15 protein-coding genes are annotated in these 14,026 nt (G+C 56.6%); 3 read left to right on the top strand and 12 right to left on the bottom strand.

Annotation, left to right across the window (positions count from 1 at the left end):
* Both E1297_RS46190 and E1297_RS46185 read left to right on the top strand, forming a co-directional pair.
* Nucleotides 1–242 (top strand): twin-arginine translocase subunit TatC (locus E1297_RS46190; protein ID WP_196223577.1); only part of this gene is annotated, 242 nt, incomplete at its 5' end.
* 117 nt (nt 243–359) lie between these two features.
* Nucleotides 360–1,202, top strand: coding sequence for an ATP-binding protein (locus tag E1297_RS46185; protein ID WP_155150648.1), 843 nt, complete (start codon nt 360–362; stop codon nt 1,200–1,202).
* Between the two features lie 51 nt (nt 1,203–1,253).
* Here the strand turns inward: E1297_RS46185 and E1297_RS46180 are convergent, their stop codons facing one another.
* From E1297_RS46180 to E1297_RS46150, 7 genes are all read right to left on the bottom strand, one after another.
* Nucleotides 1,254–1,898, bottom strand: a complete 645-nt coding sequence (locus E1297_RS46180) for an SDR family oxidoreductase (RefSeq protein WP_155150645.1) — start codon at nt 1,896–1,898, stop codon at nt 1,254–1,256.
* Nucleotides 1,899–1,940: 42 nt separating this feature from the next.
* On the bottom strand, nt 1,941–2,189 hold the full coding sequence (locus E1297_RS46175) for a hypothetical protein (RefSeq protein WP_155150642.1): 249 nt from the start codon (nt 2,187–2,189) through the stop codon (nt 1,941–1,943).
* A 289-nt stretch (nt 2,190–2,478) separates the two neighbouring features.
* Nucleotides 2,479–4,002, bottom strand: a complete 1,524-nt coding sequence (gene purF / locus E1297_RS46170) for an amidophosphoribosyltransferase (RefSeq protein WP_155150639.1) — start codon at nt 4,000–4,002, stop codon at nt 2,479–2,481.
* A gap of 665 nt (nt 4,003–4,667) precedes the next feature.
* Nucleotides 4,668–5,288: a CvpA family protein gene (locus tag E1297_RS46165; RefSeq protein ID WP_155150636.1), complete on the bottom strand. Its 621-nt coding sequence runs from the start codon at nt 5,286–5,288 to the stop codon at nt 4,668–4,670.
* A 41-nt stretch (nt 5,289–5,329) separates the two neighbouring features.
* Nucleotides 5,330–6,694 carry a DNA repair protein RadA gene (gene radA, locus E1297_RS46160; RefSeq protein ID WP_155150634.1) on the bottom strand — a complete coding sequence of 455 codons (1,365 nt, stop codon included), beginning with the start codon at nt 6,692–6,694 and terminating at the stop codon, nt 5,330–5,332.
* A gap of 132 nt (nt 6,695–6,826) precedes the next feature.
* Entirely contained in the window at nt 6,827–7,471 is a 645-nt protein-coding gene (locus tag E1297_RS46155; RefSeq protein ID WP_209016404.1) for a hypothetical protein, read from the bottom strand.
* Between the two features lie 289 nt (nt 7,472–7,760).
* Nucleotides 7,761–8,213 carry a paraquat-inducible protein A gene (locus E1297_RS46150; RefSeq protein WP_155150627.1) on the bottom strand — a complete coding sequence of 151 codons (453 nt, stop codon included), beginning with the start codon at nt 8,211–8,213 and terminating at the stop codon, nt 7,761–7,763.
* A gap of 126 nt (nt 8,214–8,339) precedes the next feature.
* Here E1297_RS46150 and E1297_RS46145 point away from each other — a divergent pair, with 126 nt between their 5' ends.
* Complete coding sequence (locus tag E1297_RS46145) at nt 8,340–8,753, top strand: hypothetical protein (RefSeq protein ID WP_155150624.1); 414 nt, start codon at nt 8,340–8,342, stop codon at nt 8,751–8,753.
* Here the strand turns inward: E1297_RS46145 and E1297_RS46140 are convergent.
* The 5 genes from E1297_RS46140 to E1297_RS46120 all read right to left on the bottom strand — a co-directional run bounded on the left by E1297_RS46140 (nt 8,750) and on the right by E1297_RS46120 (nt 13,914).
* Entirely contained in the window at nt 8,750–9,496 is a 747-nt protein-coding gene (locus E1297_RS46140) for an ABC transporter ATP-binding protein (RefSeq protein ID WP_155150621.1), read from the bottom strand. The genes E1297_RS46145 and E1297_RS46140 overlap by 4 nt on opposite strands.
* Nucleotides 9,493–10,275 (bottom strand): ABC transporter permease, encoded by a 783-nt coding sequence (locus E1297_RS46135; protein ID WP_155150618.1) that lies wholly within the window; start codon nt 10,273–10,275, stop codon nt 9,493–9,495. The genes E1297_RS46140 and E1297_RS46135 overlap by 4 nt, the downstream gene beginning before the upstream one ends.
* The gene (alr, locus tag E1297_RS46130) at nt 10,272–11,306 is read right to left on the bottom strand and encodes an alanine racemase (RefSeq protein WP_155150615.1); all 1,035 of its coding nucleotides are present in this window, start codon (nt 11,304–11,306) and stop codon (nt 10,272–10,274) included. The genes E1297_RS46135 and alr overlap by 4 nt, the downstream gene beginning before the upstream one ends.
* A 237-nt stretch (nt 11,307–11,543) precedes the next feature.
* Nucleotides 11,544–13,034, bottom strand: coding sequence for a replicative DNA helicase (locus E1297_RS46125; protein WP_155150612.1), 1,491 nt, complete (start codon nt 13,032–13,034; stop codon nt 11,544–11,546).
* A 202-nt stretch (nt 13,035–13,236) separates the two neighbouring features.
* A complete protein-coding gene (locus E1297_RS46120; RefSeq protein WP_155150609.1) occupies nt 13,237–13,914 on the bottom strand; it encodes an orotate phosphoribosyltransferase in 678 nt (225 codons plus the stop codon).
* Between the last annotated feature and the right edge of the window lie 112 nt (nt 13,915–14,026).

Below are 14,026 nucleotides of genomic sequence, written 5' to 3'. Positions count from 1 at the left end.
GCGCCGTACGTAAATATGCGGTTGTGGGGATCTTGGTTCTTGCAGCGATCGTTACGCCGCCGGACGTGATTACTCAGATCATCCTGTTCATCGTAGTCTACGGTCTCTACGAGATTTCGATCTTCCTTGTCGCGCGTGTTGAGAAGAAGCGTGAAGAGCAGTTGCGTGCTGACGGCTACTACGATGATGACGAGGCCGAGGCAGATGAAGAGATGATGCAGGATTACGAAGACACCAAGTAATCTGCGGATATATTCAAGGATAAGGCGCGTCCAAGTTTGGCGCGCCTTTTTCATGTGCGGCTCTTGTTGCGCGAGGCGGAACATGATTGAAAACCTGCGGAATACCCGGAGGAGCCGATGGACGACCAAGCCCTGAACCGTATCGCAGATGCACTTGAGCGCATGGTGCCAGCACCATTGGCAGCCCCTGATTTCAATGCAGCACCGGCTTTTGTCTGGCAAGTTGAACCGGACCGACTGGAACCGGTCGAACAGGTTAACCGCGTCGATCTGGACTTGCTGGTGGGCATCAACCGGTCTCGCGACACATTGCTGGATAACACCCGCCGGTTTGCAGCTGGCTACAAGGCCAACAACGCGCTGCTATGGGGCGCACGGGGAATGGGGAAATCCAGCCTCGTAAAAGCCGTGCACGGCACATTGCAGGACGAACATCCTGATCTGAAGCTGGTGGAGCTGCAACGTGAAGACATGAACTCGGTCGCGCGCCTGCTAAACCACCTACGCGCCGCGCCACACCGGTTCATTCTGTTTTGTGACGACCTGTCGTTCAGCCACGATGACCAGCACTATAAATCGCTCAAGGCGGTTCTAGATGGGGGTATCGAAGGACGCCCCGAGAATGTGGTGTTTTATGCCACTTCAAATCGCCGGCACCTCATGCCGCGGGACATGATCGAAAATGAACGCTCCAGCGCGATCAACCCATCCGAGGCGGTCGAGGAGAAGGTTTCTCTCTCTGATCGTTTTGGCCTGTGGCTCGGCTTCCATCCCTGTGATCAGGATGAGTATCTGGCGATGATCGACCGGTATTGTGCCGCTTATGGCGTTACGGTCGATGCCGAAACGCTGCGCGCCGAGGCTATTGAATGGCAGGCAACGCGGGGATCGCGTTCAGGCCGTGTAGCATGGCAGTTCTTTGTGGATCTAGCCGGACGGACAGGGGTGCACATCGCATAAAACGGCGCCTGGGTTTTGAGGGCGCCGTTTCGCTTTCTCAATAGAGAGAATTCAAAGAAGAGTTAGAATGCGTGCTGCTTCATCTGTGGTGGCCGTCAGAGCTTCGCGGTCTTCACCAGGGTGGAAACGTGCACGAACTGCTGTTGGCATCGGTGCAGGCTCTATGATGGAAACGCGAGGGCCCGTGCGCTCGGTTTCGTTTGCCCAGCTCCGCGCTAGAGCCATCTGAGCAGCCTTGGTGGCACCATAGATGCCATAGAACTTCTCGCCAGCCTTCGGATCATCAAAGAACACGGCATGGCCAGCTTCGCCAAGAAGGGGGGCGATGTAGGGAATCAGAACCGAAGTCGCGTTTGCGTTCGTGTTTACTGCCTTGGTCCACTCTTTCGCGTCGACGAAATGCGCGGGCGTCAAAGCTGAAGTATGGATAGCGGTATGCAGCCACAGATCCACCTTACCCCAACGGTCGTGAATTCCTCGGCACAGCGTTGCCATGGCGTCGGGGTCAGTAACATCCATCGGGGCCAAAGTGGCGCTGCCGCCTTTGGCCTGAATGCGGTCGTCAAGCTCTTCCAACCCGCCAGTGGTGCGGGCGACGGCGACGATGTGATACTCGGGCGCCAGCGCTTCGGCCAGTGCTGCGCCCAATCCGCGAGAGGCCCCTGTGATGAGGGCAATTTTGGTCTGATCGGTCATGGGAGCGGTTTGAACCCCTGCGCACGGGTCGTCAAGCCGAGATCAGCCGCCGGGGATGGCGATCCGCTTGGTCTGGCCGCTTTGTCGCAGCATGACGCCGTCTTCATCGATGGCAACTACGGTCCCCGAGGCGACGCGGCTACCCGGTTTGACTTCTTTGACCCGGCCCGACGACAGTCGCATCAGGGCGCGCATATTGGCCTTGGGTCCAAATATGCCGAGCACCGATACGGAGTTCTTCTTGAGCGCGCCCTTTTTAGTGGCCGCACTTTTAACAGTGGCGTTTGACATAGATCGCGGTCAGGAAAAATCCCGACCCCTTTGTTGTGAGCGGTTGGTGGCACGCGGGCTATCAAACCGATCGCTGAAATTGAAGTATGCCACTGCGTCACGAAAACGTGGGTGCAAAACCGGTCTGACGAAGCCTTTGCAATCGCAGATCGTTCACCGGCTGGTTGTAGGCGAAAACTCACCAGTGAACAGGCGGTATGGCCCCGCAAGAGCGAACAATGTGCGCCTGAAGCGCCACTAATGCATAGCTGATTCGCCGGGGCAGCGGTGTTGCGCTGCCCGGTCTTGTTTACCCCGAAGCGAGCTTCGCCGAATTCCAAGACCCTCCGACGACCTGCATGTCTTCGCGCTTTTTGCTGACGCGGCTGCTGTTTTCCAGGCTATCCAGATAATCCTCGCTGACGCTGCCCGTGATGTAGTTGCCATCAAAGCAGGAGCAGTCGAATTGCTCGATCTCGGGATTGCCTTCCTTGGCGGCCCAGATCAGATCATCGAGATTTTGATAGAACAACGCGTCAGCGCCCAGCTCTTCGCGGATTTCCTCGATCTCTTTGCCATTGGCGACCAGCTCATGCTTGGTGGGCATGTCGATGCCGTAGACATTAGGGTATTTCACCGGCGGCGATGCGCTGGCGATATAAACCTTTTTCGCTCCGGCCTCGCGGCACATCTGCACGATTTTCTTGATCGTATTGCCACGCACGATGGAATCGTCGATCAGCAGTACATTGTGCCCATCGAACTCCAGCGGAACCGCATTCAGCTTGCGCCGGACAGACTTTTGCCGCTCGGCCTGACCTGGCATGATGAAGGTTCGGCCCACATAGCGGTTCTTTACCAGGCCCTCGCGATAGGGGATGCCAGTAATCTTTGCCGCCTCAAGCGCCACAGGACGAGCACTGTCGGGCACCGGGATGATCCGATCAATTTCCAGTCCGGACTCCTGAATCTGCTTGGCCAGTGTTTGCCCCATACGCATTTGGGTTTTGTAGACCGACACACCGTCCAGAAGTGAATCCGGGCGCGCGAGGTAGACATATTCAAAGATGCAGGGGGTGAGCTTGCCTTCGACCGCCTGAAATTCGTGCATGTTGCCGTCCAGATCAATCAGGATCGCCTCGCCAGCGCGCAGATCGCGCAGCTTGTCGAAACCATTGATGCCGAAAGCAACGTCTTCCGAGGCAAAGGCGTAATCGTCGCCTTGCCCTTCGGCCACGCGCTTGGCCACTGACAGGGGGCGGATGCCATACGGGTCACGGAAGGCCAGCATACCCACGCCCGCAATCAGGCAGATCACCGAATAGGCGCCCTGAACCCGCTCCATTGTCATCTTCACACCAGCAAAGATGTTGCGGATCGGATCGGAGTTGCCGTTCACCTTAATTGCATCGGCCACTTTATCGGCCAGCACATTCAACAGAATCTCGGAATCCGATGTGGTGCGCAGGTGGCGGCTGTATTTACCCGTGACCTTCTCGCGCTGTTCAGCAGTGTTGGTGATGTTGCCGTTGTGGACGAGGTAGATCCCATAAGGCGCGTTCACGAAGAACGGCTGCGCCTCGGCCGCGCTGAGCGATCCTGCAGTGGGGTAGCGCACATGACCAATGCCGATCTTACCCGAAAGCGTCTCGGCATCCTGTGCGTTGAAGACATCCTTGACCAGACCATTGGCCTTTTTCTCGCGAAAGAACTCGCCGTTGTAGGTGACGATGCCCGAGGCGTCCTGACCCCGGTGCTGCAGCATCAGCAGCCCGTCATAGATTTCCGCAAAGACATCATGCGTCCTGCTTGCGATCCCCAAAATCCCACACATGTACGGGCTCCAATTTCTATGACGTTTTAACGTAGAGGGTACTTCGTGCCGCGGAATGGTTCAGATGAGCGCGGATTTTCATTCGCGCAGGTACTGCTTTTCCTGATGCCATATGCGCAAGCAGCGCAGCGGCGATCACGAAGGAAAACAGAAAGAACAAGATCGGTAGCTCCGATTCCGTGGCGGTCTGGCTTCCACATAATGCCTAATGTCGCCGCTGTCATCAAAGGATCACACTCGCGTTTTGCCGCAGGCTGATTTTGAGCAACTAGGCCAATATAGGTGACATGTTCAGACATATATGCTGTGATGATAAAAGTTCCGAGCGATAACAGAAATCGAGGTTTCGGATGGGTAAAGTGTATGTGGCAACATAAGCAGGGATCTAAGAAAGAAGAGCAGGCAAAACGTCGTTGTCACCGGTGCCGTGGCATGGGCCGTGCGCCTTGCCCAATCTGCAATGGTGCTGGCGAGGTCGTCAAAAGCAGAGATGTGTTTGGAAAGCCGGAATATAGCCGATGTGACGGGTGCTTTGGCTTAAAATCGACGCGATGTGCAGTGTGCGGTGGCGAGGGGTTTTCCTGACAGTTCAACTTTTTTGATCGTCAGCAACAAAAAAGCCCGGTCGAAACCGGGCTTTCACCTGAATTCCAGATTTGGTCAGCTCAGTTGCCGGTGCCTTCGGTGCTTTCAGTGTTCTCGGTGTTGCTTGTATCTACCGAGTTGCCCGAGTCTGCGGTGCAGCTTGCAACCAGCTCTTCGTACTGAGATGTAATCCAGCCCAGAGCGGCCTCAGGGTTCTGTTCTTCGATCCGGTCGCTGAACTGTTCAAAGACCTTGGCCGAACGGCTCTCATCAACGATCGTGTAGGACTGGCCGGTCATAACGGTGTCGTAGACGAAGAAGGCGATGGCAACGAGCAGGATGCCGCGCGCGATACCGAAGAAGAAGCCCAGTGCCTGATCCAGACCGCCCAGTGCTGAACGTTGCACGAGCGATGAAAACAGTGGCGTAAAGATGCTGACCACGATCAGAGCAATTGCAAACACTGCAGCAAAGCCTGTGATGACAGACAGTTCGCAGCTGTCGCGCAGGAACTCTCCGACAACCGGAACCTCTTTGACCAAAGGAACGGCCTGCGGCGCGAAAATAAAGGCCAGAATGGCGGCCGCAACCCAGCCAGCGATGGCCAGAACCTCGCGCATGAAACCGCGCGAATAGGCCAATATGCCCGACAGCACGATGATCAGGGCAACCACCCCGTCAATTATTGTAAAACCTTCCATGGCCCTCGCCTGTTCTTTTTTCTGCCCCTCGAGGCGCGATCTTAACCTGCTCCGAAGGTTTCGCCAACAAACCCAACCAAATCACTGGGTCGGGTGAGTGTCAGACCTGCCACAGTGCCGGTTTTGCCACCTGCCGGAGCAATTGCCGATGTGAAACCAAGTTTTTGCGCTTCTTTCAACCTATTTTCGGTCTGCGGGGCCGGTCTAAGTGCCCCAGATAACGAGATTTCTCCGAAAACAACGGTATCTGCGGGCAGGGCTGTGTCTTCTCGGGCACTCAGCAACGCGGCGGCGACCGCCAGATCGGCCGCAGGTTCGCTGACTTTCAGGCCGCCAGCGACGTTCAGATAGACATCTAGGCCTGCAAAGGGGATGCCACAGCGCGCTTCGAGCACGGCCAGGATCATCGCCAAACGGCCACTGTCCCAGCCGACGACGGTGCGGCGGGGTTGTGAATGAGGGGAAGGAGAAACAAGGGCCTGCAGTTCGACCAGCACAGGGCGCGTGCCTTCGATACCGGCAAACACTGCTGAGCCGGGGCTGGGTTTGCCCCTTTCCGACAGAAACAACGCAGAAGGGTTGGTGACCTGCGCCAGACCTTTGCCCGTCATCTCGAACACGCCGATCTCATCGGCGGGCCCGAAACGGTTCTTGACCGCGCGCAGGATGCGAAACTGATGGCCACGCTCGCCTTCGAAGTAAAGGACGGTATCGACCATGTGTTCAACCACGCGCGGGCCGGCGATCTGACCTTCTTTCGTCACATGCCCGACCATGATGATCGACACGCCATGACGTTTGGCGAACGATGTCAGCTCATGTGCTGCGGCGCGGACCTGAGACACCGATCCCGGCGCACTGTCGACATTGTCGGCCCACATGGTCTGGATCGAGTCTATGATGGCCAGACCCGGTTTTTCGGCTTCCAAAGTCGTGAGGATGTCGCGCAGGTTTGTTTCTGCCGCCAGTTGGACGGGCGCATCTTCGAGGCCAAGGCGACGGGCGCGCATACGAACCTGCGCGCTGGCTTCCTCACCCGAGACATAGATGGTTTTCAAACCGGTCCGGGCGAACCGTGCTGCCGCCTGTAGCAGAAGAGTGGATTTGCCGATACCCGGATCACCGCCAACCAAAAGCGCTGAGGCCGGGACAAGACCGCCACCAAGTACGCGGTCGAGTTCCTCGACACCGCAGAGTGTGCGGGGCGGGGGTGTTTCTTCGGTCGACAGGTCGGACAGGACTATGGACTGGCCGCGCTTGCCGCCCAGAGATTTCTTAGCCGGTCCAGCGGAGAGTGGTGCGTCCTGCGTGATGGTGTTCCATTCGCCGCAGGCATCGCATCGCCCGGACCAACGGGTATGCGTGGCACCACAGGCCGAGCAGGAGAAAGAAGTCGTCTTTGCCATGCGGCCTTTGGTGCCCGAGGTTGGGCGGTTCTTCAAGCCCTTGTGGCCAATCATTACCGCCGCTGGGGTGCCGCGTCGTCAGACCCTTAAGGTCATCCTCTGCGACAGGCGCTGACGCGCCGGGGTGAGTGGTTATTCAGCTGCCCGCGGTGGCGACATCGCGATAACACTGGATGCGCTGGGATCGCTGTCGTCAGGCGGGGTTTGCAGTTGCGCCGAGAGTTCCGGCAAAAGCTCGAAAAGCTCATCTCTCAGCCGTGTCAGTTGTGATTTGGCGATCGATTCCTCGATCTCGATGTCACGTGTCCATTGCCGCAGTTCGTGCAGGATAGTCTGAGCGTCCTCTATCCGCTGCTGGAACAGCTCAACCTCTTCCTGCCGTTGCTGCAGGAAACTACGCGCTCGTTTGACCTTTGCTTCTCCATACGTTTCGGCCAGTTCGTGGCTGACCTGGCTCATCTGTGCTGCAAGCTCCAGAATTTCGGGCTCCATCGCCTGAAGGTCGGGATGATCGCGCAGAAAGTGCATCCTTTCCTTGACCGCATCAAATTCGGACGCGAGTGCGAAAACGCCGCTGCGGTCAGAGGCATGCGCAACGCGGTAGGCATCTACGATATCCTGCATGTTGAGCGAGAACTTTCGATGCGTGCTCTCAAGCGCCATCATGCGCGCACTTGAAGGCAGGTAGAAGGCCAGCATGAGAATCAGGCAGGTCAATCCAACTTGGAAATAGGGTCCTGCATCAATTGCAGGGTTGTTTCCGATGGCAGCCTGCATTGACAACCAGGGCCAAACGCCCGCTGCTGACATCAGGGTTGCAAACACCGCGAATAGGGCGGCGGCACAGATAAGAATAAAAGTTAAGCGTAAGAAAACATTTTGAAATTGCAATGTGATGTTGTGGAGGGCGGCCATAATAGTCCATCTCCTTTCGAAACCGGCTTAGACCGGACCCGAGGCGGAGATACCATCTAACACAAACGACGATCCGCTGCGGACCCGTAAACTAACAAAACTTAGCTGCTCGAATATAAAACATGATACTCAAATTAATGTTTTCAATCAATTAGGTCTGAGAATTTCGTGATTTAAGTTGCACTTCGGTAATGTGGCCCAATGCGATCGAGGCCAGAATGCAGCCTGTAAACAGATACAAACCCCACGCGGTTTCAATGGTCGCATACGAGATACCTTTGGCCAGCGTAATGTACAGAGCAATAAGGAAAATATCGGCCATCGCAAGCTTGCCGAGGATGTGCAATGCGGGCTGTACACGCGGGTCCAACAGGTTCCACTGGATCAGCGCTGTACCGATGGTTTTGAGATAAGGCGCAAAGAGAGCGAAGGCGGTGACGACGAGCGCGAGGAACACATCCGAGTGCCATAGGGACTGCAGGCCGGTGATCACGCTGATCTCGCTGAGGCCGAAGATCGGGAGCAAACCCGCGCGCATGAGTGGGGCAAACCACGCGATGGGGTAGAGGATCAGCAGAGACAGGGTGATAAGGCGAAGGGTCATTTTAATATCCGTAGGAAACAGGTTCCGAACCTAGTCAGGCACATGAGACCATTCAAGTTTTTGGTGGGTTTTGATGCATCTCTACCTTAGACCGGGACAGAGAAAAGCAGAACACTTTGAGGTTAAATGAGAAACCCCATTATCAAGATCATCAAAGGTCCATCGGCTACCAGTCGCGGTGTATCGGATGCAGTTACGTCGGGGCTGTCCGTGGCGTACTCGTCAATTGGTGCAGCAGTCGACCGGCTGCCACTGGATAGTGAGCAGCTCTTTGGTGTTTTGCATTTCAGGCTTTATGAGGCTGATCGTGCGCGTCGTCGGAATGGTTGGCTTGGAGGGCGCGTTTACAATCGGCTTTCGGGGCAGGACCCGGACTATATTCCAGTATCGGGTACTCATTTGATCCAAGTTTTCAATGTTCTACGGATAGAAACACCTGAGTTTGTGGGATTATCCGGTCAGTATCTATTACGTGTGGATTATGGGCAAAGAGCCTACGATAGAATGAAGGCAGACCGTACCACCGAAAATCGTGACTAACGCACTGCCTCAATCGGCCCTTCCGCACTCCCACTGATGAACTGCTCCAGATAGGGATCACCCGACGCATCCATTTGTCCGACCGGGCCGGTCCATTGAATAACGCCGTCATGCAGCATCGCGACGTTGTCGGCTATTGCGCGGACCGAGCTCATGTCGTGAGTGATGGTCATTGCCGTGGCACCCATCTCGGTCACGATCTCTCGGATCAAGTCATTGATGACACCGGACATGATCGGGTCGAGGCCCGTGGTTGGTTCATCAAAAAAGATGATCTCAGGCTCTGCAGCGATTGCACGGGCGAGGCCGACGCGTTTCTGCATGCCGCCTGACAGCTCAGAGGGGTATAGATCGGCGACCTTGGCCCGCAGGCCGACGCGACGCAGTTTATCGATGGCGATCTCACGCGCGTACTCGGCGGGCTGTTTCATAGGTCCGCGCAGCAGCCGGAAGGCGACGTTTTGCCAGACGGGCAGGGAATCGAACAAAGCACCGCCTTGAAACAGCATTCCAAACCGGGCCAGAAACGCGTCGCGGTCGCCTTTGGTGGCGTCTTTGCCATTGACGTAGATCATACCGCTGTCAGGTTTGATCAGCCCGAGGATACATTTCAGAGCCACTGATTTTCCGGTGCCGGAACCGCCGATGATAACCATTGAGGTACCTTTGGAGATCTCAAGGTTCATGCCCTGCAGGACATGGTTGTCGCCAAAGGCCTTATGTACGTTCTCCATCCGGATCATAGCGAGAAGAATACCCCTGTGAGAACGAAGTTGGCGGCCAGGATCAGAACAGCGGCCGCCTCGACAGAGCCTTTGGTGGCACGGCCAACACCTTGTGCGCCACGGCCTGATGTCATGCCGTAGTAGCAGCCCATGATCGCGGCGATCAGGCCGAATGCTGCGCCTTTGACCAGTGAAGAGACAATGTCGCGAGTCTCAAGAAAATTCACGGTATTTTGCAGATAGGTCGCAGGATTGAAGCCAAGGTTTTGGGTCGCAACCACATAGCCGCCTGCGATTCCGATCACGTCACCTACGGCAACCAGTGCCGGGACAGTAATCAGGGCAGCCAGAACGCGCGGGGCTGTCAGGTATTTCATTGGATGGGTTGAAAGCGTGACAAGCGCATCAATTTGCTCGGTCACTTTCATCGTCGCGATTTCGGCCGCTATCGAAGATGTCACACGCGCAGCAATCATGAGGCCAACCAACACAGGGCCAAGTTCGCGCACCATGCCGATAGCCACGATCTGGGGCACAACGGCCTCGGCGTTAAAACGAGCGCCACCCGCGTAGATCTGCAGCGCGAGTGCGCCGCCGGTGAAGATTGCGGTCAGTCCGACAACCGGAAGAGACAGCCAGCCGATGTTCAGTAGAGCGATACCGAACTCGCGTGGATAGAAGGGTGGCCGAAAGACATGTGAGATCGCATCCAGTGCGAACAGGGCCACTCTGCCAAAGGCGGCGAGCATATTGAGCACTGCTCGTCCCAGACCTCCAAGCAAGCTCAGAGGGTTCATTCCACGTAGCCCCGGGAATAACGGCTGCCCATCGAAGTCAGGATTTCATAACCGATCGTACCGGCTGCTTCGGCCAGATCATCGATGGTCTGATGGCCGTTCAAAATACGCAGGCGTTCTGGCGTGTGGGGCAGGTCAGTGACATCGACAGTGATCAGGTCCATCGAAATGCGACCGACGACCGGGCAGGGCTGATCGCCCGAAAAGGTATCGATGCCACCGCCTATGGCGCGGTGCAAGCCGTCAGCATAGCCTGCAGAAACGGTCGCAATGCGAGACGGGCGTCGGGCAGTCCAGCTGTTGCCGTAACCAACGGTTTCACCCACTTCGACATCACGCACCTGAATGACCGGAAGATCGACGGTCACGACCGGCTTGGCACCGGCGAACGGCATACCGCCATACAATCCGATCCCGGGTCTGCAGAATTCAAAGTGGAACTCAGACCCCAACAGGGTTCCCCCGGTGGCAGCAAGCGACCTGGGTGCAGTGACACCTTCGGTCATCCCGCGGAAGGTCTCGAGCTGTTGATGGTTCATCGGGTGATCCGGCTCGTCCGAGCACGCCAGATGAGACATTACGACGACGGGGTTCAGGGCCTCGGCTTTTGGGCGCAGTTCTGCCCAATCGGCTGGCTCAAACCCCAGCCGGTTCATGCCGCTGTCGAGCTGAATGCCCAAAGCGTGATCGGGCAGTGCCTCGACATGTCGCTGGAACTGTTCGGGCGAATTGATCAGTGGAGTCAGGTCATGTGCACGCAGCAGATCGGTGTCGCCTTCCATATGACCGGAAAAGACGCAGATTGTCGGTCCCGGGCCCACGGCCTCGCGCACATCGGCACCTTCTTCGGCCGCAGCAACAAAGAACTTCCGAACGCCTTCTTCGGCCAGCGCATTGGCAACAGGGCCTGCGCCCAGACCATAGGCATCGGCCTTGACCACGGCGCCGGTTTCGACATCCGTTTTTGCGTCGAGCGCCCGCCAGTTGCTGGCAAGCGCCTGAAGATTGATCGTCAAACGTGCAGTACTCATGGCACTGTTCATGACATCGGGAAGGACGAGGTCAAGGGGGAATAACCTGAAACTTGCGTGGATCACCTGCGGTATAAGCGACATATGGCTGGATTTGCTGAAAAACCGGCAAGTAAAGCAGGGAATTCGTCCGTGAACGCGGAGAAAATCTGCAGGTATTTGATTGTGTTGGTTCAAGGATCAAACCTGCCCCCTGTGACGCATCGTTTACGCAGGGGGCAGGCCAAGCGTGCCTCGTCAGTATCCTTCGATCTGACCGTCTTGCTGCCAGGGTTTGACCAGATTGCCAAAGCGCGTGAACTGGGCCTCGAAGGAAAGCTCGACCGTACCGATGGGACCATGACGCTGTTTGCCCACGATGACCTCGGCCTTGCCGTGCAGGCGTTCCATGGCCTGCTTCCACTCTTCCATCTTTTCCAACTCGTGATCGCCGGGCTTTTCGCGTTCCTTGTAGTATTCCTCGCGGAACACGAACATCACGACGTCGGCGTCCTGTTCGATCGAGCCTGATTCCCGCAGGTCAGACAGTTGCGGGCGTTTATCATCGCGGCTTTCAACCTGACGGCTGAGCTGAGACAGAGCGATGACGGGAATGTTCAGCTCCTTTGCGATGGCTTTCATACCCATCGAAATTTCGGCAATCTCGTTGACCCGGTTGTCGGACATACCGCGGCAAAGCTGCAGATAGTCGATCACCAGGAGGTCCAGCCCGTGCGTGCGCTTCAACCGCCGCGCCCGCGCGGCAAGCTGCGAGATTGGCAGTGCAGGGGTGTCATCGATGAACAGAGGGCATGCCTCAAGTTCTTTGGCGGCGTCCACGAACCGGCGGAACTCGGCCTCGGTCATGTCACCCTGACGGATTTTGTGCGAGGAGATTTCGGAGGCTTCGGCCAGAACACGACCCGCGAGTTGTTCCGCGCTCATCTCCAACGAGAAGAAGCCCACGACACCGCCATCGATTGCGCCTTCGCTGCCGTCGGATTTTTGACCTCGCTTGTAAGCTTTGGCCACGTTAAACGCCACGTTGGTCGCAAGCGAGGTTTTACCCATAGAGGGACGGCCGGCCAGAATGATCAGGTCCGATGGATGCAACCCACCCAGTTGCTTGTCCAGATCGGCCAGACCGGTCGAGATGCCGGCCATCCCGCCCCCACGCTGATAAGCCTCATTGGTAACGTTGACAGCTTCTGTGACCGCTTTGAGGAAGGATTGAAAACCTTGTTCGGTCTGCCCTTGTTCGGACAGTTGATAAAGCTGCTGTTCAGCTTCGACGATCTGTTCTTTTGGCTCGCTCGATACATCAACCCGCGCCGCCTTGTCCGAGATGTCCCGACCAAGGCGGATCAGCTCACGCCGGATCGCAAGGTCATAGATCATCTGGGCGTAGTCGTGCACTGCAAAGGCGCTGATTGAGGCGCCTGCCAGTTTAACCAAATAGGCCGGACCGCCGAGTTCTTTCAGGCCTTCATCCTCGGCCATGAATGACTTGAGTGTCACGGGCGAGGCAAGAGCGTTTTTTGCAATCCGGTTAGCTGCGACTTCATAAATGCGGGCATGCACCGGGTCATAGAAATGCTCGGAACCGATGATCGACGCGACACGGTCATACAGATCGTTATTGGTCAGGATCGCACCCAGAAGCTGCTGCTCAGCCTCAATGGAATGCGGCATGGTTTCGGCATTCTGAATCTGAGCTGCCGCCTGCTCGATACTGCTGATCTCGTTCATTGCTGCTCTCACCATCCCCTTGGGACAGAGTCCATAGCCCGGCCCCGCGAGTCGGGGCAAATTGTATGTTTTCTGGGGATATGCTGTGCATATCTCGCTGCCCCATCATATTGAAGTATGACGGGGCGGGACGTCAACATATTGCATGCTAAAGTCTGTTTTAAAGATCAGTGTTTCCGATCGGTAAACAGTTTTCGCAGCGTCAGTCCTTGTGTGCTTCCTGCCAGCCACGCGGATCGTTCAGAAACGCCTCGACGCCATCCAGCGTTTCCTGATCGAAGGCGCCTTGTGCTTTTGCCTCGGCCAACACATCCCACCATGTGCAAAGGTGGTGCAACTTCACCCCGTGATCGCCCAAGGTTTTTTCGGTTTCCGGGAAGATGCCGTAGTAGAAGATCACTGCGGTATGGCCGCAGGTCGCGCCGGTTTCACGGATCGCATCAACAAAGGACAATTTTGAGCCGCCATCGGTGGTCAGATCCTCGACCAGCAGGACACGCTGACCTTCGCTCATCTCGCCCTCGATCCGTGCGTTGCGGCCATAACCCTTGGGTTTTTTACGCACATAGGTCATCGGTAGTGCCATGCGTTCTGCAACCAGCGCGCCAAAAGGAATGCCTGCGGTTTCACCGCCTGCAACGTTATCGAAAGCCTCAAACCCAGCATCACGCATGACCGTGACGGTCAGAAAATCCATCAGCGTTGAGCGAATGCGCGGGAACGAGATCAGTTTGCGGCAATCAATGTAGGTTGGGCTTGGCAGGCCCGAGGCCAGCGTGAACGGTTCACGCGAATTGAAATGTACGGCCTTGATCTCCAGCAACATTCGCGCGGTCAGGCGGGCGATTTCGGTGCTATCGGGAAATGAACTGGGGATCATGGCAAGACCTCTGGGCTAAATGGCGTTGCGGGCTGATAGCCTGTCCTTGCAGGTGGTGTCGAGAGGGTTCGGCGCAAAAGAAAAGCGGGCCTCCCAAGAGACCCGCTTGTGC

The organism is Roseibium sp. RKSG952, from assembly GCF_009711355.1.
This window is presented reverse-complemented; position numbering and strand designations above follow the sequence as displayed.